Consider the following 25,990-nt stretch of genomic DNA (forward strand, 5'->3'; position numbering starts at 1 on the left):
TATATCCTGTCGTTTAACACCTGCATCAATAGCTATTTGGATACTTTCCTCCAGATCAGCAATCATATCCGGAAGCAAATCATTATAATGCGCTTCTTCCCGATTGTGCATTAAAATGATTGGAACGCCCAAACGCGCTGCTACATTCGCCATATCAGCGTCATACTTTGCTCCCCATATATCATTAATAATCGATGCACCCGCTTCGATAGCTGCTTCTGCTGTTTTCGCCTTGTAGGTATCAATAGAAATCGGTAAATCTACCACTTCTCTAATGGCCTGTATTGCTGGAACGACGCGCGCGATTTCTTCATCGGCTGATACAGACTCATACCCTGGCCGAGTCGACTCCCCGCCAATATCCAAAATATCCGCTCCCTCGGATGCAAGCTTTTGCGCTTGTTTAACAGCAGCTTCTACATTTGTATAACTGCCTCCATCTGAAAAGGAATCAGGCGTCACGTTAATAATCCCCATTACAAGCGTTTGCTTAGAAAGATCATATTCTTTATTGCCTATCATGCGCTTCATATAACGTCAACCTCTCGTTCAATCTATCTCTATAGTGTACACGAATCCATGCATAAAAAAACACCCCTGCTATGATAGGCAGGGGCATTCTGTTCAATTAGTCTTCGAATTGGTAAAGTGGAGTAGAAAGGTAGCGCTCACCGTTACTCGGAACAACAGCTAATACTTTTTTACCTGCTCCAAGCTCTTTTGCAACCTTCTTGGCAGCAAAGATGGCAGCTCCTGTAGAAACCCCGCCTAGCAAGCCTTCCTTGGCAGCTGTTTCTCTGGCAGTAGCATACGCTTCATCATTCTCTACTTGAATGATTTCAGAATAAATATCCGTATCCAGGATTGTTGGAACAAAACCCGCACCAATACCTTGAATTTTATGCGGTCCTGGCTTTCCGCCTGATAGAACAGGAGAGCTTGCCGGTTCAACCGCGATGATGCGGATATCTTTATTCAATTCTTTCAGAACTTGACCTACCCCTGTAATTGTACCGCCTGTCCCGATTCCTGCTACAAACGCATCAAGGTCGCCTCCGAATTCAGCTGCAATCTCCTTACCTGTCGTACGTGCATGAATGGCAGGGTTAGCTTCGTTCTTAAACTGCTGGGGCATGAAATAGCCATGTTCCTTTTGCAATTCTTCCGCCTTCTGAATGGCACCTTTCATTCCTTCTGCTCCTGGAGTTAACACTAGTTGAGCTCCATAGGCACGAAGCAGGTTACGTCTTTCCATACTCATCGTATCCGGCATAACAAGAATCGCTTTATAACCTTTGATAGCTGCTACTAGAGCAAGGCCGATTCCTGTATTACCACTTGTCGGTTCGATGATTGTATCCCCTAGCTTCAAACTGCCGTTTTCTTCTGCATCTTCAATCATTGCAAGTGCAATCCGATCCTTAACAGATCCGCCTGGATTCTGGAATTCCAGCTTTACATAAATCTCAGCACTATCACTGTCCGCAGTACGATTAAGCTTAACGATTGGTGTGTTTCCGATCAATTCAGAAATGGATGATGCAATTGCCATGATTATTCCCCCTAATTCCCACTATTTTAATTGGATTTATTTAACTGTAAGCAAAATAATGCTAAAAGTCAATCCAAATGAGAGGGCTTCACCGAAGCAGTTCTTTTAATTCTTCTTCCGTAAACGTATACGTTTCATTACAGAAGTGGCAGTTTGCTTCCGCTCCATGGTCTTCATCGATCATTGCTTGGATCTCTTCGTTCCCAAGACTCTTAATTGCATTCTGGATACGGTCCTTGGAGCATTGGCAAGTAAAGCTAACCGGCATAGTATCGAGGAATTTAATATTTTCTTCTCCTATTAGCATCTCGAGGATTTGCTCCGGCGTTTTTCCTTCTCTGATCAATGTAGAGATCGGGGCAATAGAGCTGATCCGCTCTTCCAATTGTGTAATGATTGTATCATCAGCTCCCGGCAGCACTTGCAGAATAAATCCGCCAGCAGCAAGGATGGTATGATCTGGATTAACCAATACGCCCGCACCTACTGCAGAAGGTACCTGCTCGGAGTTGGCGAAGTAATAGGTGAAGTCGTCCCCGATCTCTCCAGAAACAATCGGCACTTGACCGGTGAACATTTCTTTCAGACCAAGATCCTTTGCTACACTCAATGTTCCGACAGTTCCTACAGCACGGGAGACATCCAGTTTTCCGATGGAGTTCAGTTCAAAGTCGACATGCGGATTCGTGATATATCCTCTCACTTCACCTTTTGCATTGCTGTCTACAATAATCGGTCCGACTGGTCCGTCACCTTCAACCTTTACCGTCAGCTTGTCTTCTCCTTTAAGCATCACGCCCATCATTGTGCTTATTGTCAACGTACGTCCAAGCGCTGCCGATGCTGTTGCCCATGTATCGTGACGGCGACGTGCTTCTTCCACTAATTCTGTCGATTGTATCGCATAAGCACGGATATTCCCGTTGAATCCTGTTGCTTTAATTAAATAATCACCCATGAGAGCAATGTCACTCCTTCTATATATACCAACCGTTATCGGCCTATTTTTTTCCACAAGGTATTGTATATCTTATCATAATCCTTCAGGTAAATCCTTTTATATGTTTACTATACCCAAACAGAGAAAAAGGCCTCCTAGAAGGAGACCTTTTCTTTTATGCTTTTGGACGATCATCTGAATCATCATTTGTTCGCGGGTTATCTTCAGGTATACCTGACTGATCCGGCGATTTGGAAACATCTTCATCGATAGCTGTGTCATCGGATGGAGTTGTTTCCTTTTCTTCCTGCGGCTGAATTGTGACAGTTACATCCTCGTCACTCTCTTTCAGCAGGCTGGTTTTCTTATCAGATTTGCTGCGTTCAGCGGCAATCTCATCCTCTGTAGGAAGGCGTCCTTTATCAAACAATGTTTGAATTTGGAAAGCATCCAATGTTTCGATCTCAAGGAGTGTTTGAGCAATAAGCTCAAGCTTCTCTTTGTTTTCAGTAAGAATCTGCTTCGCACGTGCATAACACTGATTGATGAAGTTCTGTACTTCCTGATCGATTTCATAGGCGATTGCATCACTGTATGTTTGTTCATTTTGAATGTCGCGGCCGAGGAATACATTACCGCCACTGCTAGTGAACTGCAACGGTCCGATCTTATCACTCATACCGTATTCGGTAACCATTTTACGGGCAATACCTGTTGCTCGCTGGAAGTCATTATGAGCTCCGGTACTTACTTCACCGAAGATAACCTCTTCTGCTACTCGTCCGCCGAGTAATCCGGTGATCTTATCAAGCAATTCTGGCTTGGTCATGAAATAACGGTCTTCTCTTGGAAGCATGACAGCATAACCGCCAGCTTGGCCTCGAGGAACGATGGTAACTTTATGCACCATATCTGCATCATCAAGCACCATACCGATAACAGTATGTCCGCTCTCATGGTAAGCAACGATATTACGTTCTTTCTTAGAGATAACTCGGCTTTTCTTCGCTGGACCTGCAATAACACGGTCGATCGCTTCATCAACGTCGTCCATGATAATTTCCTTACGGTCACTTCGAGCTGCTACGAGTGCAGCTTCGTTCAATAGGTTCTCCAAATCCGCACCGGAGAATCCTGGAGTACGCATCGCGATTGTACGCAGATTGACGGACTCATCAAGCGGTTTGTTACGGGCATGTACCTTCAAGACTGCTTCACGTCCGACTAGGTCAGGACGGTCAACTGTAATCTGACGGTCGAAACGGCCTGGACGAAGAAGGGCTGGATCAAGAATGTCTGCACGGTTTGTTGCAGCGATGATGATGATACCTTCATTAGCACCGAAACCATCCATTTCAACAAGCAATTGGTTCAATGTTTGCTCACGCTCATCGTGACCCCCGCCTAAACCGGCTCCACGCTGGCGTCCAACTGCATCAATCTCATCAATAAAGATGATACATGGTGCATTTTTCTTCGCGTTCTCAAACAAATCACGTACACGGGATGCTCCGACCCCTACAAACATCTCTACGAAGTCCGAACCACTTATAGAGAAGAACGGCACGCCAGCTTCTCCTGCTACCGCACGAGCAAGCAATGTTTTACCTGTACCTGGAGGTCCCACAAGAAGGACACCTTTCGGGATACGTGCTCCTACAGCGGAGAATTTGCGCGGATCTTTCAAGAAGTCGACAACTTCGACAAGCTCCTGCTTCTCTTCATCAGCTCCGGCTACATCACGGAACTTCACTTTTTTCTTCTCTTCATTGTACATCTTCGCTTTGCTCTTACCGAAGTTCATCACCCGGCTTCCTCCACCTTGTGACTGACTCATGAAGAACAAGAAGATTAGCACAAGCAGCAAGATAGGGAGAAGGGTTGTCAAAAGAGTCTGCCAGAAGCTTGGCTGCGGCTCTTCTTCTGCATTCATCTTAACGCCTTGTTCATTTGCAGTGTTGATGATTTCACTCATCAACTGTTCATTCTGAGGTACCTCAGTCTGGAACTGCGTGTTATTCTCCGTCTCGCCTCGTACCGTATAAATATTATTAGTAGGCTGGACGGTCATGCTTTGTATATCACCACTCTCAAGCGTGGTTCTAAACTTGTTAATGTCGTACTGTTCGATTTCGTTCGTCTGATTCTTGAATAAGTTGATCACACCGATAATGACTACAAATATAATTATAACCATTAAGGTATTGCGGAACACTTTGCTCATTGCCTACCTCCTCCCAAACGAGAAAACTATAGTAAATACTACCATATGCAAAACCTGCTATACAACTAAATACCCTTTACCTTATGTAAAAGGAAGATGATCCATACCGGTACCGTTTATTCAGTACGGGCGCCGCCATATACTTCCGGTTTTAAAACCCCGATATACGGCAAATTACGATACTTCTCCTGATAATCCAAACCATAGCCGACAACGAATTCATTTGGCACATGGAAACCGACCAAGTCCGCCTGGATCTTCGCCGTACGTCCTGAAGGCTTATCAAGAAGCGTGACGATTTTAATCGATTTCGCTTTCCGGTATTTGAACAAATCCACCAGATAGCTCAAAGTAAGACCACTGTCGATGATATCCTCAATGATCAAAAGATCTCTGCCTTCTACTTTTGTATCCAAGTCCTTGACGATTTTTACTTCACCAGAAGATGTCATGCCGCCGCCGTAGCTGGACACATCCATGAAATCCATCTCCAAATGTGTATCCATATGGCGGAGTACATCGGACATGAATGGAAGTGCGCCTTTCAATACACCGATAGCAAGCGGGAATGAATCTTTGTATTCCTCTGTAAGCCGCTTGCCGATCTCAGCGCATTTCGCTTCAATCTCTTCCTTCGTTATCAGTACTTTCTCAATCTCATCATGCATTGCTCGGTCCTCCTGTTTGTTCCCCTTTTTTCGCTTGGTAGCACAGACGCAAATAGCTGCCTGATTCTCCTGTTGTTCTGCCTGTTTCCCCTTTTCTTAAACCGATAAGCCATAAAATGGTGCCAGTCGCATCCTCCACAATCGGCCAGTCCCGCCTATTAACAGCCGGAATTTTTTCATCAATGAAAATATCTTTTACTTTTTTGGTCCCTCTCATTCCGCGCAGCTTCATTTTGTCGCCATTTTTCCTTGTGCGGATCTGCAAAGGCAAGGTAACATCCGCAATGGGCAATACGAAGTCGTGGAAACCGTTTTCGGTTGAGTTTGGGGTAAAAGAGGCCGTTAATAGAGATCCATCAGGTAACGTGACGCTTCCGGGAGCGTGAAATGTATAGTGGAATAAGTCCTTCTCCTCATTACGGAAAGAAACCGTCATTCGGCTATAAGACTTTGTCAGTTGTAATCCTGCCGGAAAATCTAAAGAGCTGTTTGCTTTAGAGCTAGCTATCAGTTCAAAGAACTGCGCTTCGTGTCGATGGTGCAAGTCCACCGGAAGCGCTTGATACAGATACATCAATATTAGATGATACACTCTTCTTTGTAAAGCAATCGGGTATGTAAGAAATCGTTCTATTTCAAAGGCTGCCGCCTGTTTCCCGGCATCATATTCCACCACGTCAGTAAACATCTCCGCTGCCTGTCCTTCCAGATAAGCTTCATCTGCTTTAAGCGCTTCGCTAAAGCGCTGCGCATGCTGATGGAATGTCGGAAATTCTGTTTTTATTGGGTCGAGGACACGATGCCGGAAAAAATTACGAGTGTAATCTACTGTAGCGTTAGAAGGATCGATACGATACGGTATGTCATGCTGTTCACAATATTGTTGAATTTGCACTTTGCTGCACGATAACATCGGTCGGATGAGTTCTCCGCTAGAGAACGGTCGCGTAATATCCATGCCGCTGACTGCAGCAGGATTAGATCCGCGTGCCAGCCGCATCAAAATGGTTTCTGCTTGATCGTCCCCATGATGGGCAAGGAACATAACATCTGCCTTATAACGATTCATGCATTCCTCAAAATAGCGGTAGCGCATTTCCCTCGCTGCAACCTGGGTACTTTGCTGATGCTCTTTCTTCCACCCCGGAACATCTAAAGTTACAGTTTCAGATACAAGTCCCCATTTTTCACAGGTTTCCTTCACAAACACCGTATCTAACCTAGATTCCTCACCTCGCAAACCATGGTCGACACTTAAGGCGATGATATGCCAATTTCGACGCTGCTTCTGTTCCTTTAAAAAATGGAGCAGCGCCATCGAATCCGGTCCGCCAGATACACCTACCAGGATAGTTGTACCTTCCTTCCATAAACCATGTCTGTCCATAAATGCTGTCACAGTCTGTTCCATTTACCGTCATCCTTATGTAGTTGCTGCTTTTATCGTACCACTTATGCAGCAAGACAAAAAGTTTATTGCAGCAGATAAAGCACATAGCAGGCGATACCATAGAAACTTAACACTACGCACTCCCCCAAACCCGCCTTCCGTCGATTGCTCTTCGCTACTCGGGAAGGTGTTGCTGCAGAAGCAGGAGCCTTGTTCTTCATAAGATGCTTCACCAGATCCTGTTTCATTGCAGTGGCGGTAGTATATTTGCCTGACAATGCCTTCTCCAAAATGGGCCGTAGTTTTTCAGCACGGGAGAGCGCCTTTCGTATAGTGGATTTCGGCGTATCTCCTTTTGGAAATCTTCCGCTATTCATTATTTCCAAGGCTGTCATAGCAAGAGCGAATAAATCATATGTGGGTTCTGCTTTCCTGCTTCCCATACCCCAGTGGCCACGGTCATAAAACTCGGTATATTCCTTAATTGCACGCCCTAATTGGGTTGTTCCTCCTACATCTACCCATCGGAGCCGGACAGGATTTTCACTGACTACTAGATTATCTAGCTTCAAATCACCAAAGACCCATCCTGCCTGATGGAGATAATCCAGATCCTCCAGCAAACTCAGCAGCAATACCGGAAGCCACTCCACTCCTTTTGCTTTTATGTATGTATCAAGTCTGCTTCCCTGGATATACTCCATCACATAAAAGGTATACAGCTGACCGCTTGGACTGACATAGTCATCAGTATCAAACAAACAAGGTCCTAGGAAATGTCCCTGGACCTTTTTCAGCGATTGCAGTACGTTCATTTCCATCGTCATCGAGGTACTCTTATCACTGATTTTCAAGGCGGCATCGACGCCGTTTCTTTTTGTCAGATAAACAGTGCCGATTGCTCCGCTGCCAAGTTTTCGTATCAGCGGATAGTTTCCATTATGCCATTTGCCTGTTAAACGGATACCTGCATGTAAATCAGCTGCCGAATTCTTCATATTCGCTAATCCCGTCTGTACGCTTAGGCAGTGATTGGCGGCTGAATTCATGAATTGCTTCCCGCAGCGCAGGCCCTGTCGGCGTGACTCCGCCTGTAGCAAGCTTCGGGAATACAGAAGACACGTTTTCCAGGCGCTCTGTCCACTCCATTACTTTGACAGCAGGGTCCCTTTTTCCCGGGAAACCAAGTATGGCAAATTTGTTGTTGCCAAGACGTGCATTCATACTAATCGAAAGATCGATTAAGGCTTCCTTCACGACAGGAAGCTTATGGTGCATGCTTGCACTTGTATCTACAAGTATAAGCACTTCCAGATTAGCCGTTTCACTTATCTCTTCAACGACCTCTAGTACATCCCCTCTTTTTTCCGGCGGCAAATCGTCCAATGTATTACCCGGGCCCAAGATCTGCTTTAGTTCCCGATTAACGACCCCCTCGATCGTCTGGGTCATTGCCTGTTTCGTTACCATTTGGACTGTCTCTGTCAAAGCTTGCTTATAGATTAACTGACTGACACCGCCTCCTGCTTTTGCAATATTCTCCACTTCATCAAGGCTAAGTGAATGTTCCGTATGCCCTTCCTCCAGAATACCGATTACATTTACCGTAATATGTTGGGCATTAGCCAAGGCAGCGACCGCTGCTGGGTCTTCGCCGCGGTTGGAGCATCCATCTGTGATCAGCAGGATCTGTTTCAGCGTACTCGGTTTCATCGTTATCCCTCTTCTCCATTCGTTATCTCCATCATCGACGGGAAAGAGAGATATTATACGTTCGCTATGCCTCCTTTACTTTGTTTTTATAAGTAGGAATGGACGCCCAATCCGGCATGTTGCGATCAATTGCTGCCACCATGACTGTCATATCATCCTCTATCTCTCCTGCCTGGCGAACAACCTCTTCCAGGAGCAGATCAGCCATTTCCTGCGGCACGGTAGTCTTCATTTCCTTGATCTTTCGCTTCAGCCATATATCCATGTTCTCAACGTGCCGCGGGGCTTCGAAAATTCCGTCACTCATCATGACGAGCAAGTCCCCTGGCTGGAGCTGCTCCTGGACAACGTCCACATCCAGATCCTGTACGATGCCAATTGGTAAGTTACCAGACTCTATTTTAAGGACCTGATCACCGCGCTTGATGAAGCTTGGTGTCGATCCGATTTTAAGGAATTGGACTGCTGCGTCATGCAAATCGATGACTGCCAGATCCAATGTTGCGAATATCTCTTCGTTGGAGCGAAGCGAGAGGATCGAATTGATTGATTTGATTGCCACTTCTTCTCTGATTCCTGACTGTAGAATCTGCTGAAGCAGCCGCAATGTCTCGGTGCTTTCCTCATGTGCTCTGTCTCCATTTCCCATACCATCACTAATTGCAATCGCGTACTTGCCCGCCCCTAGTTCGATCGTGGAAAAACTGTCTCCCGACACGAACCCCCCACCTTTTGCCGCATGTGCAACACCTGTATCCACAACGAATTTCTTAATAGAAGAGAACGCTAGGAAACAGGACTTATCCGGAAACGGCGCTATTTCTTCCTTCGTCACGACGACAGTCTCCCCCAGAATGTCGGATAAAATAGGGCCAATCAGCTTCTGCCCCTCGCCATGGTATCCTTGTATGGATACATGCATCTCAATATCGATGCTCCCTTTCGTCAGGGAGAATACATCCAGCTTGTCCACGACTAAGCCAGCCGCCCGCAAAGCAGCCATCATCTCTACCTCTTGATGTTCATGGTTTTCCTTTTCCTTGACGATTTCTTTTGCAAAGTCACCCATTACCTCAGATACACCGTTAAGCTGATCGGCGACAAAGCGGCGGCTTTCCTGCACTTGCCGGCGCAGCATCTGATTAGCTTGATGGAAACTCAGCTCATGCTTCATCGTTTCAATCACTTTCTTTGATTTGACACAGTGAGATTCCAGATTCCGCTCTAGCAGCTTATTCGGCGGTCCCCCGTCCTCCATATCCTCCTTAAGACTCTCCATTAATTGATAGGTGCGATCAAACTGCTGCGCCCCCCAGCAGCGATCTTTTTTAAAGCACAGCTGACAGGTCTGTTCCGTAACATTGCCAAGCAGAAAATCAGTCTCTCGATTCCGAACGTCTTCTGCTGCCCGATCAGGTGTGGCGAAGCTTTTCGCTAATGCATCGAACACATTAGAGAACTGCTGCACCCGACTAGCCGTAACATCCCGTACTTTTTGCAGATATTGCTCCTGTTCTTGGGCTTGCTCAGTAGTACCGGGAACGAAGCGGGACATACGCCGGATCCAGCTGTCCGGCGTCAAAACGAGCAACAGAATACTAATAGCCGAGGCAAGCAAGGATGGATATACCTCCTGCATGCCCTGTTCCTGCCCATACACACCGATAAGTAAAGTACCGATAACGAGACCTATGCTCACCCCGAATTTCTTCCCATCCTTTAATAAACCGCCAAGCAAACCAGCAAAGGCTAATAGACTCATCTCATAGAGGCTGGCGACATTGGCAAGACTGAGGATCAAGCCGGCAACCACACCAACAGTCGACCCCATTGCCGCACCGCCGATCAAAGCCAGCAGCAAAACAAAGTAGCGGGAGAATATCTGTTCAACACCGGCCCCTTGTATTTGCCAGCCGATCGTACCGGTCAGTACCGAGGCTAGCAAAATGATCAAGCAGACTATCTCTTCATTCTTTAATGCCGGATAATATCTTTTAATGGATAATAACGGAATGCTTTGCATAAAGATGATAAAGAGTACAGAACCAAGAATTCCTTCGACACCGATCATCATCCAGTCAAAGCTGGACAAGGTACTTTCATAAGAGAGTGCCAGCATCCTCGGGAGGGAACTTGCCAGAAAGACGAGTACAGCCATGACCCGAATTTGGTGCGGTATCTTTTTACAAAGCAGAGCTAAGAAATAAAGGACAAATGCAGCACCTGCTATATAAAGGCCATGTGACCAATGATAGGTACTCGCTCCAGCGACTGTTGCCAATGTGATCTGCATCATCCTTTTCCTTCTTGTCAGCCAGATGGATGCCAGAAATGCTACAGCGAATGGGGAAACAGTGGTCAGTACTACAGCTCGTCCAAGTAAGAAGCCTACTAAAGCCAAAAGCCATGCTTTCTCTATTAATAGAAGTTTCGCCAGATCGAACCCCTTCTTCTTCCAATTTTCCAACCGCTTCTGCTCCACTCCATAGATGCCCCATTTCTTTCTTGATACTGTCTCCATTTCATTGAACACTCCTATCCTCATATTTACCGAGGCTCTGTGTACATACTATGGTAATCCCCGGGCAAACTCTTATTTGAATATAGTCATTTAACCACATCCCGTATTCACAATTTGTCAAAAGAACCGAGTGAGACCCAAAAACATTTCGACTTAATCCCATACCTTCTCACCGGCTTCAACACAGCTTGGACAGCATAAGCTTTTTTGCGGCAATTTTCCCTGTCGTAAAAGGCTCGGGTAACGTAACTCTTGTCAGAAAACTTTTATTTTTTATGGGAAGCGTTTTCCATAAAACTTCGATATTGCTTTTTTTTCAAAGAGGAGTAGAATAGTTCCTACTGAAACAGTTCGCATGCGAACTATTTTTTTGTTGAGGGGATGACAACTTTGACTGATGAGGAAAAAATCAGCCAAGTGATCCAATCGTTTCGATGTCTGAATCAAGCCTTCCACAAGCAATTTTGGCATAATGCTGATCAATTGGGTGTGACTGTCGTTCAGCTGCACATCCTAAAAGTATTAGCGGACGAGCCTGGAACTGGCTTGAATGATCTTGCCCATAAGGTGAATGCGAGCAAGAGTACAGTAAGCGAAACGGTGGAAAGGCTTGTACAAGCTGAATTGGTGAAACGGGAGCGCTCGACACACGACCGCCGCGCAATCGTTCTGTCACTAACTCCAAAGGGACTGGAGCAGAAAAAGACAGCCTACCGAACCTATTTGCAAAGATTGGGGAACATTTCAGACTTCAGCACGGAAGAAGTTGAGACATTATTGTCTCTTCACAGCCGTTTGCTACAAAAGATAACAACTCAAGGAGATGAAACAACATGAAAGATCGTTCCGCCTATGTTAGTCCGGAAACGTTAACCAGAGGTCCGATCGTCGCCATCTTGGTTCTAGGTGCATTCGTTGCTATCCTAAACCAGACACTAATGAACATTGCATTACCTGTCATGATGGTAGATTTGGACATAGAAGAAAATTCAGCTCAGTGGCTGACAACAGCATTTATGCTCGTAAACGGTATTTTAATTCCGATTACCGCCTTCTTTATGGAAAGATTCACAACTCGTAAACTATTTATCACTGCAATGAGCCTGTTCGCAATCGGAACACTTATTTGTGGAGTAGGACCTGACTTTACAACAATCTTAATCGGCCGTATTGTACAAGCAGCCGGCGCTGGTATCATGATGCCTTTACTATTTAATACTGTATTGAGCTTGTACCCAATTGAAAAACGAGGCAGCGCAATGGGTGTCATCGGTCTAGCGATGATGTTCGCACCTGCAATCGGACCTACACTTTCTGGTTTTGTAGTCGAGCACGTATCCTGGAGATGGTTATTCTTCATTATCTTGCCAATTGCTATCATCGATATCATTCTTGCAGTATTCATCCTGCGAAATGTAACGAAAACACAGAAATCATCAGTTGATGTCTTATCCGTCATCCTGTCTACTATCGGATTCGGCGGCTTGCTGTATGGCTTTAGTGTTGCCGGAGACAAGGGCTGGGATTCCGCACCGGTTATCACTACACTTGTAGTGGGCGGTATATCCTTACTTATCTTCATCATCCGACAATTGACAATCAAAAAACCAATGCTCGAGTTCCGTGTATTCAAATACTGGATGTTCTCTCTATCGACTACAATCAACGTCGTTATTACAATGGCTATGTTTGCAGCGATGCTATTGATTCCGATTTTCACACAGAATATGCTTGGTTATTCACCGCTTAAATCAGGTCTATTGCTATTGCCTGGTGCCCTAGTTTCTGCGATCATGTCACCGATTACTGGTAAATTGTTCGATAAAATTGGTGCTCGTCCGCTTGCATTGATTGGACTATTAATTACAACAATTACAACTTACTTCCTAAGTACGTTGACTATTGATACAACTTACACGTATATGATGACTGTCTATACCTTCCGTATGATCGGTGTATCCATGGTTATGATGCCAATCATGACAGCTGGTTTGAATCAGCTTCCTAAACGTTATTACGCTCACGGTACAGCTATGGCGAACACACTTCGTCAGATGGCCGGTGCAATCGGTACTGCATTGCTAGTTACGGTGTTCTCTACTCAATCAAAAGAACACGTTACAGACATGATTACGTCTGGTACACCACAGCAGCAAGCAACATTGCTTGGTTCCATCGAAGGTATCAACGACGCCTTCTGGATTGCAACACTTATCGCAGCAGTTGGTTTCATCCTTTCCTTCTTCCTGAAAAAGGTTCGCCCTGCAGATGAGATTGAACAGGAACAATCAACAGCTACTACAACACCTGTCGGAAAACCTTCCGAAACGCATTAATAGAAAAACCTGCATCCGTGAATGGATGCAGGTTTTTTTTATATATTAGCAAGATGTTCGGAAAGGTTATAATCATGTACCTTCCACTTTTCTTCGATAAACTGAATATTACTCAAGCAAGCGTTAACTAGATGTGTGTTCTCTGTATCAATTTCTCCATTAGAAATAGTAGATAGGATTGCTGATATGACGGCCCCGTGACAAACGAGCAGCACCTTCTTATCACCATACTTCGCATTCACTTCCTGCAAAGCCAGCATAACCCGTTTCACTAAGTCATCCCATGATTCCATACCAGGGAAGTCCCAGCTAGGATACTTTGCCTCCCGCTCTGCCCGCGTCAGTCCCTCTGCCTCACCAAAACCTCTTTCGACGAAACCTTCCATCTCTACAAGCGGCAGCTGTAATGCTTCATTAAGAATATCTGCTGTTTTTCTGGCCCGTTTCATCGGACTTGCTACAATCAGGTCAAAATCACTTCCAGCAAGAAAATCACGGGTAGCCTGCGCTTGCCTGATTCCTCTTTCATTCAGCGGTATATCTGTACTTCCTTGTACTTTTCCTAGCTTATTCCAATCCGTTTCTCCATGCCTGACAAGACAAATCATCCTGATCCCCTCCCCTAATCTATAGTCCTACTATACCGTATTATTCCTGCCAGACGGTACCAATAAATTTATTGTTGACATATAGTCCAGGCTGTTGTATTATATTCCTTGTGCTTCTAAACAATTCATTTATATGGCGGTGTAGCTCAGCTGGCTAGAGCGTACGGTTCATACCCGTGAGGTCGGGGGTTCGATCCCCTCCGCCGCTATCCTTAAACAAGGAATGCAAATTGCATTCCTTGTTTTTTTGTGTATAAAAAAACGGATGCTTTTCAGCATCCGATCAATCATTTTATATCTTAAGATTTGCATTTTATCAAATCCCAATATATAGACAGCAAGTTTAACCTTTTTTAGCGCCTCTGCCACCACGTTTTGATTCTGTGTGTTTCTTAAGGGACGCTAGACGGTCCTCTGAATCCTTCAGGAAGCGATTCATTTTTGCTTCAAAATTCTCGGGGCGCTCACGATGACCACCGCCATGTCCGGAACCTCTATTGTTGTTATTACGACGTGCTGGTGGCGGATTATCTTTCGCTTTCTTGATTGAAAGTCCAATCTTTCCGTCCTTCTCATTAATAACCTTGACTGTGATCATATCACCAACAGACAAATGTTCATTAATGTCTTTCACGTAATTATCGGCAACTTCACTAATATGCACTAGACCAGTAGAACCTCCTGGCAATTCTACGAATGCTCCGAAATTAGTGATTCCCGTTACCTTACCCTGATACTTGCTGCCTACTTCAATTGACATAAAAAAAATGCTCCTCCTTAAAGTTTGAAAGAAATATACTTCTTATATATTATATAAAAGCTTGGAAAAGGGTGTCAATAAGAGGGTTCCTCTTCAGTGATTTTAAAGATGGTTTCACCGTCTTTTGAGTAGAAATAGTTCGTTCTGGCGATTTCCAGTACATAACTCTTATCGTTCAAAAGTTCGATTTCCTCCTTGAGATCCTCTTCCTTCTTTTTCAAGCTGGCTAACTCTTCCTGCTTCTCTTCATATTCTGTCTGCTTAGAAGCATAAACACCACGCTGATGAATATGATAACCTATCATTAATCCAAGCAAAACAACTGCAAAAGCGGCGAACAAGATCAAACGCCGAAAGAGTCTTTTCTGTTTTTTTCGCTGCCGTTCTGTATATGCATCGTATTGTCTCGTGTAGCTGGACTCCATCTTTGTTACATTTCGTTTCTTTCTTGCCACGCCATTTTTACCTCCTTGCTTTGCGCAGTGAATCAAGTGCTTTCTTTGCTATATTCTTCATTTTACTATAGATACCTGCTAATTTGGAGTAAATTTTTCGGTACTTTTTTGGCGTCATTCTCCACACTACACGCCCAATCAGGCGTATTGGATAGAAAAGGATTACTAGAACCAATCTTATCAATCTCCATAAAAGCGTCACTACTCCTCCTGTCAGCAGTAGGAGCCCTTGGAGCAGCAAACGGATTGGCGTCAGGATAAGAACCTGTAAAATCCGTCTGACGATCAGGATGGTCCGCCGGATGACACGGATAAGCCATTCGAGCACCCGCCGATAGCTTGTCTGGAATAAAGCTCTATATCCTGCAAAACCACATAACAAAGCTAAAAGAATATAAAAGCGCATTTCCCCCTGATTCACTTGAAACAGCAGGAAAAACAAGAGCAAAGTCTGCAGCAGCCAAAAGCCGCATTCCATGATGTAACGCATGAAGACCTGCTTCTTCCAGTGTCGTTCGAAGCGGCGGAACGTATCCATGGCTGCACCAAGATAGACCCCGCCGGCAATCATCGACACGATGGTTAGGAATTGGACCGTGAGCGTCATTTGAAGAGCTTGCTAAAGATTCCTTTAGCCTTCTCCCCATGATGCTCATCCAAATAGGATAGCTCTTGGATTTTGCCTTTGATTGATACCTTCCCCTCCTGCAGATCAAGGTTCTTCATATGCAGGTTGCTCCCGCGAATGATCATATAGCCCATCTCAGTCTGGAGCAGGAATTCTTCGCTATCGAAGCTGTCCACTTCCTTCACGCCGCTGATCTCGAGCGATTTCCGATTAAACATCTTTATATCATGATCCGCTTGGGTTTTCCGGGTTTGATCCATCATTACCGCCTCCCTTTATCCCTAACAATCTATGAAGACAGGGACAAGGTTAGAACGGGTTTATTGTACAGGCTCTTCCTTTTTCACTGTGTACAGTGTCGCAGCATCTTCCTTCTTAACTGCTTCCTTCAGCTGCTGTACCTCTATCGTAAGCAGCTTCTGACCGAAGCGGATTGCCATCTCATCTCCAACCGCTACATTCGTTGAAGCCTTCGCCTGGACGCCGTTGATCGTAATACGGCCTTGATCGGCCACTTCTTTTGCTAATGTCCGGCGTTTGATCAATCGTGAGACTTTTAGAAATTTATCTAAACGCATATTATTCACTTCCCTTATCCGTACTTTTCTTACCCTCTATTACTTGATGCAACGCAATTTCTGGATTTATTTTATAATAGCCCGCATATGAAGCAATAGCAAACAGAAGCTCTCCAACGACCTTTTCATCCACCTCTGCCTCTGAAGCTCTTCTGCTAAACTCCGCCAGCAACTGCGCTAAATTAGATGGAGAAGGTTTCCGCTTGCCCAACTCTGCTGCTTTCATTAGCTCCGGCTTCATTGATTCTTCCACTTGCTCAAAATCATTCTCTGCTTTTTCTTCCTGCTTAATAGCTTCCCAGCTCTTGCTCAGCTCTTCTTCTGTTTCCAAGACTGCCTCTCCGAAAACGTGTGGATGACGGCGAATCATCTTTTCGGTCACACTCCGAATGACGTCTTCAATAGAGAAATAGCCATCATCTTCACCGATCTGACTGTGCAGCATAACCTGGAGCAGTACATCTCCGAGTTCCTCAATAAGATTCTCATCATCTTCCTTATTGATAGCATCAATCAATTCGTAAGCCTCTTCGATCAAGTATCTCCGTAAAGATTCATGTGTTTGTTTTTGATCCCATGGACAACCGCCTGGACCTCGCAGTGTCTGGATAACCTCACGTAATCGGTAGAATTTGTGGTTCATCTCCAGGGAGACTGCTGGCGGTACATACACACTCATCAAGTTGCTGAATTCTACACTCCTGTCCAAGTCCTCCAGCATTACAGTTTTGATACTCTCATCCGAGCTGCCTACTGCATCTACAATCGTAATCGGATATTCCGGCGGTAAATCTTCCAATAACTCCAGTTTTACTTCCGAAGCTACCATTTGGTCATACACCTGACAGAAGATGAGATGTTGTCTGTATTCCAACTCATCACGTTTGAATGACGTAGCGTCGACGAACTGAAAACCATCAATCGGATCAATTCTCAGTGCAGAGAATAAATCATCTAAAAAGCTCTGTCCTCCGATAATCTTAACGTCCACTTCTTGTTGAGCCAATAGCAGCTGAACTGTCATTTCAGCCAGCATCGGATGACCAGGAACTGCATAAATCAACGAACCTTCCTCAGCTTGTCGGAATAGAGCATTTGCTATCTCTTCGTAGACCGATTGAAAATCTGGATTGTTTTCGTAAATTTCGTCATAGGAATGGAACTCTACCCCTTCTTCCTCCAGTGTTCTGACAACAGGATGATCCTTCGTTCTTACAAAGATAGGCTCACCATGTTCTTTTAATTTCTTATATATTCCTAGTGACAACTGATTTATATCGCCACCACCAAGACCGACAACTTCAATTGTATGTTTCATTTTTCTTTTCTCCCTTCCAAGCGCAGTAAGTATTTGCTAAATGGCAACGATTCTAACTCTGCCCGATTGAATGCTCCTGTCTTAATCAAGGTTATTCCATACAATAAAGCACCTACGATGACTGCAAACAATACATACGCTAATAACAAAATTCGTGTTTTCACGTGAAACAATTCGACGGCAGCTACATATAAAAGTCCGACAGCGACAAGCATAGACAGTAATCCGACAAATAGACTTTTCCATGGAAGCTGAAATAATTTAATCTCCGGCAGATGCTGTTTAAGTAAAAACATATTACACGCTAATATGCATGCCACAGTAATTACAGTCGCCAATGATGCGCCCATGATTCCATAGATCGGTACGAGCCATTCATTCAAAAACCATTTTAGAAGAAAACCGGCTGCGATTATAGCAGCTGTTTGCTTCCACTTTCCTAAAGTCTCTAACATCGAAGCTGTCGTCAATGTAAGCGAACAAACAAAGATCGTCAGCGTGAATACTTGCAAAGAATATGTACCGACATCATCCTTAAACAACAGTTCGTTGACTAGCGGAAACAGAGCGACCAATCCAGCCGTTGCTGCGATTGATAATAGGAAGCTGAGCTTCCACCCGCTATGCAGCAAATGAACAACAGCTTTCTTCTCACTTATCAGCTGTTCCTTCGTTATGGACGGCACGAATGCTAGTGCCAGAGAGGAACCGACAACGATGCCTAATTGGACTAGCGGCTGTCCTCGATCATATATCCCTTTCCATTCACGTGCTTCATCCAAATTCAAACCATGATCCAGCAATCCGGAAACAAGCGTGAAAGCATCGGCAAACTGTAATAACAGCAATAGCATATAGTTTAGACAAATAAAAAGGCCGTATACGAGGATTGTCTTAATGATATGTGCCCACGGAAGGCGCTGCTCTACCGATGAAATAATCGGCTCTTTCCTCATATAAAGGCAAAGTATTACGATACCAAAGCATGCCCCTATTAAAGATGCCAGTGCAGCTTTAGCTCCTATGTCGTACAAATCACTCCCTGAACGGACAAGCAGGAAAGTGACCGCAAGAATCAAACCTACACGGACAAGCTGCTCCACTACTTGTGAAACAGCTGTCGGCGTCATATTCTGCTTCCCTTGATAAACACCTCGCAGAATCGAAGTAAAGGGCACTGCTAAGAAAATGAAAGATGCTGCTTGGAGTGGTTTCTCCAAAGCTGTATCACCCATCAACCCAGCAATTTGCGGTGCTGCCATATACAGCAAAGCAAATGTAATCACAGCCAGTCCAAGTAAGAAAACTCCTACCGGTAAATAAAACGAACGAAGAGACGGCGATGTGCTACGGTACCGATCAGCAACTAGCCTGGACACCGCTGCCGGAATACCGTATAGAGCCAGACTTGCTGCTATCCCAAGGAATGGATACACCTGCTGATAGATATAGAATCCCTTATCTCCTACTATATTTTGAAACGGGACTCGATAGCCCGCACTTAAAATCTTACTGATCAAACCAGCGACAGCCAGCACAAAAGCACCATGAAACAGCCGCTTCATCCCTAACCCCATCCGATGATTCCTCCAAACTTTTCCTATTGGGATTATACCATATAGCATATCCTGCTTTAACTTTGAGCAAGATCCAATACGACTTGTCTCCGTTAAAGAAATATGCTGGATAAGAGGTGAAAAGCATGTATAAGGAAGTTATCAGAAATAAAAAAGCAGTCTATTACTTTTCAGGAGGCGCAATATCCCAAATCGGTGATATCTTATCAGGGTTAGCCTTCCTGTTTCTCGCTTATCGTTTGACTGGATCCAGTATCCATACAACAATGGTTGCTATTGCAGAAACTACGCCATACCTTCTTTTCGGATTATTCGGCGGAGCTTTGGCAGACCACGTCAACAGAAGAAATCTAATGGTGATCATTGACCTATTAAGACTGATTATCCTTACTATAATCATCATTCTCTACATACAGGATTGGTTAACCTACCCTCACCTTCTGGTTGGAAGTTTCCTGCTTCAGTGCTGTGGATGTTTTTTTAATCCGGCTCACCGAGCTGTGCTCCCTGAGATAATCCCAGAAGAAAAACTGTCTACCGCCAATAGTGCCTGGGACACCATTCAACGTACTGCATCCTTAATTGGTCCGATAATCGCAGTCTGGCTGCTGGCGAGTGCTGATATTATCTACTTTTTTGTAATAGATGCAGCTTCCTACACTATCAGCGCTCTTTGCCTTTCTCGTTTGCCGATTATGCCTACGTCTAGTAAGGAAGGCAGACTGTCTATCGTATCCCTTTATAGATCCGTATTCGATTTCTTTAAATGGATAAGTAAGAAGTCCGCTCTCATGCATCTATTTATTACCACCTTCTTCGTGGTCTTTTTCAACACTTGGGTATGGCAGGTTGGCATATTACTTGCGTTCGAGGAAATCACACACAATGGAGAATCATGGTATAACGCACTACAGATCGTATTTGGCATCGGAGCAACAATAATCAGCATTATAATTCCGCTACTGATAAAAAGAATGGACATGAAAAAATATATTCTCGGATGCGTTATATGGGGTTCTGGAATCAGTATAATCGGTTCTGCTTACATGGTACCCTTCTTCTTTGTCGGCGCTATCCTTATCGGTATAGGTCTTCCTATAAGCAGCTTGACCCGGGTGTATCTTATACAGACCCATGTACCAAAAGTGATGCTAGGAAGGGCATTCAGCTCTAATGCTGTACTCCTGTATGCAGCAAATACGCTGTCACTGGCACTTTATGCCGGCTTATTACCCTTCCTATCCATTCGCAGCCTCATCCTGGTAAGCGGAGCAGGTATATTAATAATTGTTTGTTTTTATATGTTAGTTATGGTTTTCCGAAAAAAACCAGGAGTCTGACCGTAAATACGCCTGAATACTGCGTGGTAAGAAGATACATTCTTAAAGCCTACTTGCATGGCGATGGAAAGGATGGAATCATCAGTTTGACGGAGCAGCTTCTGGCTTTGGATAACACGATATATTTGAAGCCAGCTATAAGGAGACAGACCCGTTTCCTTTTTAAATAGATGACTGAATTGATATTTCCCTAACTGCGTCAGCTGCACCATGTTGTCCAATGTCCAGTCTTGCTGATAACTTTGTTTTAAAGCATCCAGAACGACGTGCACGGTTGGTTCATACCCTTTAATGTCCCACTTATTACTATGAGATCCTGGAACAAGGCGGAGCAGAACCATCGCCAGCTGGATCCAGCTGTTCTCCAGCCACAGAGCTCTTTCCTTTTCTGCAGCTGCCATCCTCCAATATAGATGAGTCGTGGAAAACCATTGTTGAAGAAGTGGGTGTTTACATACCACTAAAGCGAACATAGGATCAACTGTACTTCCGCTCAGTTCCTCTGCTACCTCTGTTACAAAAGCTGGCTTCAGTTCAACAATCCACTTTTCCGACGTATGGCGGAGCTGTTTATGTATCTCATGCGGATTAAGGAGCATGGCCTCACCATCAGACAGTAGCATGTTATGTTTCTGAAATCGGTAGGCGGCATGACCGCTAGGGCTGAAAATCAATTTATACGTATCATCATCCCGCCAGTTTCTTTCACCGAGCATTGTTGTCCGGTTCAATAAGAGACCATTCGTATGCTCCTCTATCATAAGCTCTCCTCCTCTTTTGGATTAGCTTAGCATAAAAAGAATCCCGCAACATAATCAGTTGCGGGATTCCACCTTTACTATTCCATCTGTCTTGCAAGGAAATTAGCAGCTGTTTCTGCTGCTTTCTCTTCGACTTTGCTAAGTTCGCCATCATTACGGCTCACGATAATAACACAACCAATTGGGTCGCCGCTGGCAATAATCGGACTGACCACATAAGCTGCAATTTCTTCTTCCCTGTCTTCTACAAGATCTACACTGCCAGCTTGATTATTTATCGCAGTTGTCCTCTCCATCATTGCCTTTTCGACAACCGAACCAATGCCTTTATTCATGTATTCTTTCTTCGATTCTCCTGCAACTGCAATATATTCATCACGGTCACATATCAGGACTCCATGATCAATCGAAGTAAATAATGCTTCCGCGTATTCTTTTGCGAAGTCACCCAACTCACTAATCGGAGAGTATTTCTTTAAAATAACCTCACCATCACGATCCACAAAGATCTCCAGCGGATCTCCTTCTCTAATGCGCAGTGTCCGGCGTATTTCCTTCGGGATAACAACTCGTCCCAAGTCATCGATTCTACGTACGATTCCTGTAGCCTTCATCTTCCAATGCCTCTCTTTCTGTATCCTAAGCTGCTCTGGGGTATTTTCTACTTATTATGAAGAAAAGAAGAATTCACCAGTTGTGAAGTTAGTATGATACACATCGGCATTACTATACATTTCCTGCGCAATTTTTAGTAACGTAATTTAGCTGGCCCGCTTTAGTTCGCGTATGGCTTGAATGAACTCTTCAGCTATTTCATATCGTCGTCCATAAGAGTTTCGATCCCAATTAAAGACGATTTTCAATTTCTTATCCTCTGTACCAAGCTGGACCATCCGGCCGTATTGATTTGCGAATTCGAACAGCTTGCTGCCGTCAACATGCTGACTCATATCGGAATCGACCAAAATCTCCATACGCTGTTTTTTCTTCTTCTCGCTGATGCTTTCGATTTTTTCGCGTTTGGCATACATCTTCAAAGAAGTGACATGGAAGAGGTTGCCCACTTCTTCAGGATAGTCACCAAATCGATCGATCAATTCTTCCCGTAAATCATGAATTTCCTCTTGAGATGTACAGCTCTGGAAACGTTTGTACATATCGATTTTCTGTTTCTCGTCTTTAATATAAGATTCCGGAATATACGCATTGATATCCAGATCAAGTTCGACCTCGAATGGTTTGATTTCTTCTGCAGGTTTACCTGCTTTCCGTGCTTCCACTGCTTCCGTAAGCATCTGGGAATACATATCAAAACCGACGGAATCGATAAAGCCATGCTGCTGAGACCCAAGCAAGTTGCCTGCTCCGCGGATAGTCAAATCCCGCATCGCAATTTTGAATCCTGATCCGAGTTCAGTGAATTCCTTGATTGCCTGCAGACGCTTTTCCGCCACCTCTGTTAACACTTTATCCTGCTGGTAAGTGAAATAAGCATATGCCACACGATTAGAACGTCCTACTCGACCGCGTAATTGGTATAGCTGACTAAGTCCCATTCTGTCTGCATTATCAACAATCAATGTGTTCACATTCGGAATATCCACACCTGTTTCGATAATGGTTGTGCTGACAAGAACATCATATTCTCCTTCAAGGAAGGCGAGCATGACACTTTCCAGCTCAGATTCGTTCATTTGTCCGTGCGCAAAGGCGACTCTGGCATCATCAACCAAAGCTGCAATCTCCTGTGCTTTACGCTCGATATTTTCTACCTTGTTGTAAAGGAAGAATACCTGGCCATCACGAGCCATTTCACGTTCAATAGCCTCGCGGATAAAGACTGGATTGTACTCCATCACATACGTTTGAATCGGGAACCTATTTTCAGGTGGTGTCTCGATAACGGAAAGATCACGAACACCCAGCATGGACATATGCAATGTACGCGGAATTGGTGTTGCAGTCAAAGTCAGAACATCCACATTCGTCTTCAGCTGTTTTAGTTTTTCTTTGTGTTTTACACCAAAGCGCTGCTCTTCGTCTACTACTAATAGGCCCAGATCTTTGTAGACAATGTCCTTGGATAATAGTCGATGAGTACCTACGACTACATCCACTACGCCGCTTTTCAGATCTTTGATTACCTCATTCTGCTGCTTACGCGTGCGGAATCGGCTCATCAGCCCTACATTGACTGCGTGGTCCTGAAATCTTTCCAGAATTGTCTCATAATGCTGCTGTGCCAAAATGGTTGTTGGCACTAAGATTGCTACCTGCTTACCATCAGCGATCGCCTTGAATGCTGCACGGATAGCCACTTCCGTTTTCCCATATCCGACATCACCACAAAGCAGCCTGTCCATTGGCCGTTCCCGTTCCATATCCTTCTTGATTTCATCAATGGTACGCAACTGATCTTCGGTTTCTTGATAAGGAAATGCCGCTTCGAATTCTCGCTGCATCTCGGTGTCTTCTGAAAATGCATAACCTTTGGAAGCTTCTCTCTCGGCATAAAGCTTGATCAGTTCATCCGCAATATCCTCCACAGATGATTGGACCCTGCTTTTAACCTTCTTCCACTCTGTTCCGCCAAGCTTGTAAAGCTTTGGTTCTTTTCCTTCTGATCCAACATATTTTTGCACAAGATCAATCTGATCAATTGGCACAAATAACTTATCGTCTCCGGAATAGCGGATCAGCATGAAATCCTTGCGCAGATCCTGCACCTGCAATGTCTCAATACCAACATAGCGTCCAATACCATGGTTTGCATGGACAACGTAGTCGCCTACAGCCAGCTCCTGGTAGCTCTTGATCCGCTCTGCGTTAGATATTTTCTGCTTCCGCTTCGGTCTTGCTGAACGCTTTTTAAATAGTTCGTTCTCAGTCAGTACTGCCAATTTGTGAAAAGGCAGCTCAAAACCGCTGCTGATATTACCAATCAAGATAGTCGGTGTGTTCACCGGTAAGGAAACACGCTCTGCAATGACTGCTTCCATATCGTAGTCAGCTAGAACAGCCTGAATTTTCTCTGCACGCTGCTGGGTAGGTGCCATTAAAATAGTAGAATAATTGCTCTTTTCCCACCGCTCCAGTTCATTTTTCAGCAAATGCATCTGTCCATGGAATTGCTGCATAGCCCTGCATGTTACATTCACAATATTTTGAGGCTGTGTATTCGGTATATGACGCAGGAATACGCTCAAATACAAACGTGGCTGCTTCATTTTCTGCAGTACTTCATGCCAGTCAAACGATAATTTCAGCTGTCTGACAGTTTGATGCGCTTCCAGCAGACTCTGATGCCATTCCGCTTCCTCTTCATCGAGCCGATTAGCTGTTTCTTGGATTCGGCTCATTTCATCAAGGATAATATAGCCACCTTCACCAAGATAATCTAACAGACTAGCTGGCTGCTCATAGAAATAGCCTGCATACTTGGCCATGCCCTGAAATCGCTCTTGCTGGCGTAGCCTTTCAAGATCCTGACTGACAGCCTCAAGAACTTGCTGCTTATGTTCATCCGCCTGCAGCTTGCTTATTGTTTCCCCTAGTGCTTTCTCCAACCGATCTGCTGCTCTGGCGATGTCCTCACTATCGATGAGTAATTCCGTAGCAGGACCCACTTCGACCGAGTCTTTTTTCTCCAACGAGCGCTGTGTGTCTGAATCAAAATAACGAATGGAATCGACTTCGGTATCAAATAATTCGATTCTGATCGGATTGGATTCCGTTAACGGATAAATATCCAATATCCCTCCGCGCAGACTGTACTCTCCTGGCGAAGCAACCATATCAGTACGTTCGTATCCCATATCGACCAATGCGCGTAAATAGTGCTCTAAATCGATTTCTTCCCCAACACGAAAAGCCAGCTGATAGCTTTCCCATTTAGCTGGTTGTGGCAGTATTCTTTTTAGTGCTGCAGCCGGAGCTACTAGGATACCATTCTCGCTATGTTTCCAATTCCGCAACGCATCCAAACGTTGTGATCGAAGCTCCGGACTGGAGATGGCAATTTCGGATGCTAATAATTCATTCACAGGATACAGGTACACATTTGAATGCGTACTCAGCTCCAATAAATCTTCATAAAGTGTTTGCGCCTGAGTCAGCTGATGGGTGACCAGGATTACCTTTCGCCGTATGGAGTCCTGCAGCGCAGTTGCCAGTACTCCCCTTGCTGAACCAGACAATCCTGTCAAAAGCTGTTCGTCCATCCCAGACTTTATCCCATTAATGACTGATTGTATGTCATCCTGAGTTGAGATAAATTGCTTGATCTCTTGCATAATGCCTCCTTCTGCTAGTACATGTCATAAGCAAAAAATGCCTTGGTTCACGCACCAAAGCTTTGTATGACAACATTATTTAGCTTTACGTTATTGCATGAAATGATCCAGCTCATGATAATGCGGATTTCGCTGCAGCGCATTTTCGCAATCCTCACATGCTACCTGACAGACGATATGACCCGAATCGATCTGCACCATTTCCTGATAGTCTGCCGCGGATAATCGATCCCATCCGAGCGCCTTAATATCCACCTTATATTCATCCAGCTCTGCTAGCTGTGTTTTACAATGACGACAACGATAAACGATAGCCATAGTTACGCCTC

Annotated in this window: 23 protein-coding genes, 1 tRNA gene and 1 pseudogene; 4 read left to right on the top strand and 21 right to left on the bottom strand. The window is 44.6% G+C overall.

All coding sequences use genetic code 11. The annotated features are described in order from the left end of the window. The 9 genes and pseudogenes from folP to spoIIE form a co-directional block, all read right to left on the bottom strand. Nucleotides 1-531: pseudogene (gene folP / locus AE2B122_RS18325) on the bottom strand (dihydropteroate synthase); the annotation flags it as partial. 97 nt (nucleotides 532-628) lie between these two features. Beyond that, entirely contained in the window at nucleotides 629-1,552 is a 924-nt protein-coding gene (gene cysK / locus AE2B122_RS18330) for a cysteine synthase A (protein ID WP_095220783.1), read from the bottom strand. Nucleotides 1,553-1,640: 88 nt separating this feature from the next. Continuing rightward, nucleotides 1,641-2,510, bottom strand: coding sequence for an Hsp33 family molecular chaperone HslO (hslO, locus tag AE2B122_RS18335; protein WP_095220782.1), 870 nt, complete (start codon nucleotides 2,508-2,510; stop codon nucleotides 1,641-1,643). Between the two features lie 157 nt (nucleotides 2,511-2,667). After that, entirely contained in the window at nucleotides 2,668-4,716 is a 2,049-nt protein-coding gene (gene ftsH, locus AE2B122_RS18340; protein WP_175074971.1) for an ATP-dependent zinc metalloprotease FtsH, read from the bottom strand. 116 nt (nucleotides 4,717-4,832) lie between these two features. Next, on the bottom strand, nucleotides 4,833-5,384 hold the full coding sequence (hpt, locus tag AE2B122_RS18345) for a hypoxanthine phosphoribosyltransferase (RefSeq protein WP_175074972.1): 552 nt from the start codon (nucleotides 5,382-5,384) through the stop codon (nucleotides 4,833-4,835). Next, complete coding sequence (gene tilS, locus AE2B122_RS18350; RefSeq protein ID WP_175074973.1) at nucleotides 5,377-6,795, bottom strand: tRNA lysidine(34) synthetase TilS; 1,419 nt, start codon at nucleotides 6,793-6,795, stop codon at nucleotides 5,377-5,379. The genes hpt and tilS overlap by 8 nt, the downstream gene beginning before the upstream one ends. Nucleotides 6,796-6,857: 62 nt before the next feature. Beyond that, nucleotides 6,858-7,772, bottom strand: a complete 915-nt coding sequence (locus AE2B122_RS18355) for a serine/threonine-protein kinase (protein WP_175074974.1) — start codon at nucleotides 7,770-7,772, stop codon at nucleotides 6,858-6,860. Beyond that, nucleotides 7,753-8,487 carry a vWA domain-containing protein gene (locus AE2B122_RS18360; RefSeq protein ID WP_095220777.1) on the bottom strand — a complete coding sequence of 245 codons (735 nt, stop codon included), beginning with the start codon at nucleotides 8,485-8,487 and terminating at the stop codon, nucleotides 7,753-7,755. The genes AE2B122_RS18355 and AE2B122_RS18360 overlap by 20 nt, the downstream gene beginning before the upstream one ends. 64 nt (nucleotides 8,488-8,551) lie before the next feature. Further along, the gene (spoIIE, locus tag AE2B122_RS18365; RefSeq protein ID WP_095231855.1) at nucleotides 8,552-11,008 is read right to left on the bottom strand and encodes a stage II sporulation protein E; all 2,457 of its coding nucleotides are present in this window, start codon (nucleotides 11,006-11,008) and stop codon (nucleotides 8,552-8,554) included. Nucleotides 11,009-11,398: 390 nt separating this feature from the next. On the opposite strand from spoIIE, the gene AE2B122_RS18370 reads away from it, so the two are divergent. Together AE2B122_RS18370 and AE2B122_RS18375 are read left to right on the top strand one after the other, a co-directional pair. After that, nucleotides 11,399-11,845 carry a MarR family winged helix-turn-helix transcriptional regulator gene (locus tag AE2B122_RS18370; protein WP_051748206.1) on the top strand — a complete coding sequence of 149 codons (447 nt, stop codon included), beginning with the start codon at nucleotides 11,399-11,401 and terminating at the stop codon, nucleotides 11,843-11,845. Then, nucleotides 11,842-13,344 (top strand): DHA2 family efflux MFS transporter permease subunit, encoded by a 1,503-nt coding sequence (locus AE2B122_RS18375; protein WP_095220773.1) that lies wholly within the window; start codon nucleotides 11,842-11,844, stop codon nucleotides 13,342-13,344. The genes AE2B122_RS18370 and AE2B122_RS18375 overlap by 4 nt, the downstream gene beginning before the upstream one ends. A gap of 38 nt (nucleotides 13,345-13,382) precedes the next feature. On the opposite strand, the gene AE2B122_RS18380 is transcribed toward AE2B122_RS18375, so the two are convergent. Next, the gene (locus AE2B122_RS18380) at nucleotides 13,383-13,958 is read right to left on the bottom strand and encodes a histidine phosphatase family protein (protein ID WP_095220772.1); all 576 of its coding nucleotides are present in this window, start codon (nucleotides 13,956-13,958) and stop codon (nucleotides 13,383-13,385) included. A gap of 129 nt (nucleotides 13,959-14,087) precedes the next feature. Here AE2B122_RS18380 and AE2B122_RS18385 point away from each other — a divergent pair. Beyond that, nucleotides 14,088-14,161 (top strand) — tRNA-Met (locus tag AE2B122_RS18385). Between the two features lie 134 nt (nucleotides 14,162-14,295). Here the strand turns inward: AE2B122_RS18385 and AE2B122_RS18390 are convergent. The 7 genes from AE2B122_RS18390 to AE2B122_RS18420 form a co-directional block, all read right to left on the bottom strand. Beyond that, nucleotides 14,296-14,712 (bottom strand): S1 domain-containing RNA-binding protein, encoded by a 417-nt coding sequence (locus tag AE2B122_RS18390; protein ID WP_038562403.1) that lies wholly within the window; start codon nucleotides 14,710-14,712, stop codon nucleotides 14,296-14,298. A gap of 74 nt (nucleotides 14,713-14,786) precedes the next feature. Continuing rightward, nucleotides 14,787-15,167 carry a septum formation initiator family protein gene (locus AE2B122_RS18395; RefSeq protein ID WP_095220771.1) on the bottom strand — a complete coding sequence of 127 codons (381 nt, stop codon included), beginning with the start codon at nucleotides 15,165-15,167 and terminating at the stop codon, nucleotides 14,787-14,789. A 7-nt stretch (nucleotides 15,168-15,174) separates the two neighbouring features. Further along, nucleotides 15,175-15,774, bottom strand: a complete 600-nt coding sequence (gene yabQ, locus AE2B122_RS18400) for a spore cortex biosynthesis protein YabQ (RefSeq protein WP_095272887.1) — start codon at nucleotides 15,772-15,774, stop codon at nucleotides 15,175-15,177. After that, on the bottom strand, nucleotides 15,771-16,055 hold the full coding sequence (gene yabP, locus AE2B122_RS18405; RefSeq protein ID WP_095224708.1) for a sporulation protein YabP: 285 nt from the start codon (nucleotides 16,053-16,055) through the stop codon (nucleotides 15,771-15,773). The genes yabQ and yabP overlap by 4 nt, the downstream gene beginning before the upstream one ends. A gap of 60 nt (nucleotides 16,056-16,115) precedes the next feature. Then, the gene (locus AE2B122_RS18410; protein WP_038562415.1) at nucleotides 16,116-16,373 is read right to left on the bottom strand and encodes an RNA-binding S4 domain-containing protein; all 258 of its coding nucleotides are present in this window, start codon (nucleotides 16,371-16,373) and stop codon (nucleotides 16,116-16,118) included. A 1-nt stretch (nucleotide 16,374) separates the two neighbouring features. Continuing rightward, nucleotides 16,375-17,691: a MazG family protein gene (locus tag AE2B122_RS18415; protein ID WP_175074975.1), complete on the bottom strand. Its 1,317-nt coding sequence runs from the start codon at nucleotides 17,689-17,691 to the stop codon at nucleotides 16,375-16,377. Then, nucleotides 17,688-19,268, bottom strand: a complete 1,581-nt coding sequence (locus AE2B122_RS18420; RefSeq protein ID WP_175074976.1) for a polysaccharide biosynthesis protein — start codon at nucleotides 19,266-19,268, stop codon at nucleotides 17,688-17,690. Before AE2B122_RS18420 ends, AE2B122_RS18415 begins: the two co-directional genes overlap by 4 nt. A gap of 125 nt (nucleotides 19,269-19,393) precedes the next feature. Between AE2B122_RS18420 and AE2B122_RS18425 the strand changes: the two genes are divergently transcribed. Beyond that, the gene (locus tag AE2B122_RS18425; protein ID WP_175074977.1) at nucleotides 19,394-20,608 is read left to right on the top strand and encodes an MFS transporter; all 1,215 of its coding nucleotides are present in this window, start codon (nucleotides 19,394-19,396) and stop codon (nucleotides 20,606-20,608) included. Here AE2B122_RS18425 and AE2B122_RS18430 read toward each other — a convergent pair. The 4 genes from AE2B122_RS18430 to AE2B122_RS18445 all read right to left on the bottom strand — a co-directional run bounded on the left by AE2B122_RS18430 (nucleotide 20,566) and on the right by AE2B122_RS18445 (nucleotide 25,979). Continuing rightward, nucleotides 20,566-21,369, bottom strand: a complete 804-nt coding sequence (locus AE2B122_RS18430) for an AraC family transcriptional regulator (protein ID WP_175074978.1) — start codon at nucleotides 21,367-21,369, stop codon at nucleotides 20,566-20,568. The genes AE2B122_RS18425 and AE2B122_RS18430 overlap by 43 nt on opposite strands. Nucleotides 21,370-21,446: 77 nt before the next feature. After that, on the bottom strand, nucleotides 21,447-21,983 hold the full coding sequence (gene spoVT / locus AE2B122_RS18435; RefSeq protein ID WP_095220764.1) for a stage V sporulation protein T: 537 nt from the start codon (nucleotides 21,981-21,983) through the stop codon (nucleotides 21,447-21,449). Nucleotides 21,984-22,130: 147 nt separating this feature from the next. Beyond that, nucleotides 22,131-25,661 (bottom strand): transcription-repair coupling factor, encoded by a 3,531-nt coding sequence (gene mfd / locus AE2B122_RS18440; RefSeq protein ID WP_175074979.1) that lies wholly within the window; start codon nucleotides 25,659-25,661, stop codon nucleotides 22,131-22,133. 90 nt (nucleotides 25,662-25,751) lie between these two features. Further along, nucleotides 25,752-25,979 (bottom strand): anti-sigma-F factor Fin, encoded by a 228-nt coding sequence (locus tag AE2B122_RS18445; RefSeq protein ID WP_175074980.1) that lies wholly within the window; start codon nucleotides 25,977-25,979, stop codon nucleotides 25,752-25,754. Nucleotides 25,980-25,990 lie beyond the last annotated feature (11 nt).

This window comes from Terribacillus sp. AE2B 122 (assembly GCF_902497585.1).
Taxonomy (GTDB): domain Bacteria; phylum Bacillota; class Bacilli; order Bacillales; family Amphibacillaceae; genus Terribacillus; species Terribacillus saccharophilus_A.